A 361-nucleotide genomic window follows, 5' to 3' on the forward strand; every position below is an offset into this window, starting at 1 on the left:
CTGTCACCTCGCTTGAGCAGCCCGAACACAACCGTTTTTCGACCGGCGCCACGGCCACGAAGACCTCGCACCCGGCGTGGCCCGAAGTAAGACTCATCGGCTTCCAGTTCCCCACCCAGGGGAGAGACCTTCTCGCACTGCTCGGCCATCCGCTTTCTCAAGCGCAGATAGATCGTGTTGATCGAACGTACCGAAACGCCGCTGAGTTGTGCGCAGTCCGTCGCCGTCAAATCCATCGCAAAGTAGCGCAGGATTTGACGCAGCTTTGCTTCACTGAGTTTGGAACGCCTGAAATACCGGTTTTTCTGAACCACCATAGGAACTTAGCTCACTTGACTGTGAACTTTGCTTCCTAAGCCCC

At 56.2% G+C, this 361-nt stretch carries 1 pseudogene; it reads right to left on the reverse strand.

Annotation, left to right across the window (positions count from 1 at the left end):
• Positions 1-314 (reverse strand): annotated as a pseudogene (locus tag B7G53_RS22350) (IS1595 family transposase); the annotation flags it as partial.
• Positions 315-361 lie beyond the last annotated feature (47 nt).

Source organism: Polaromonas sp. AET17H-212 (assembly GCF_002379085.1).
GTDB lineage: Bacteria > Pseudomonadota > Gammaproteobacteria > Burkholderiales > Burkholderiaceae_C > Polaromonas.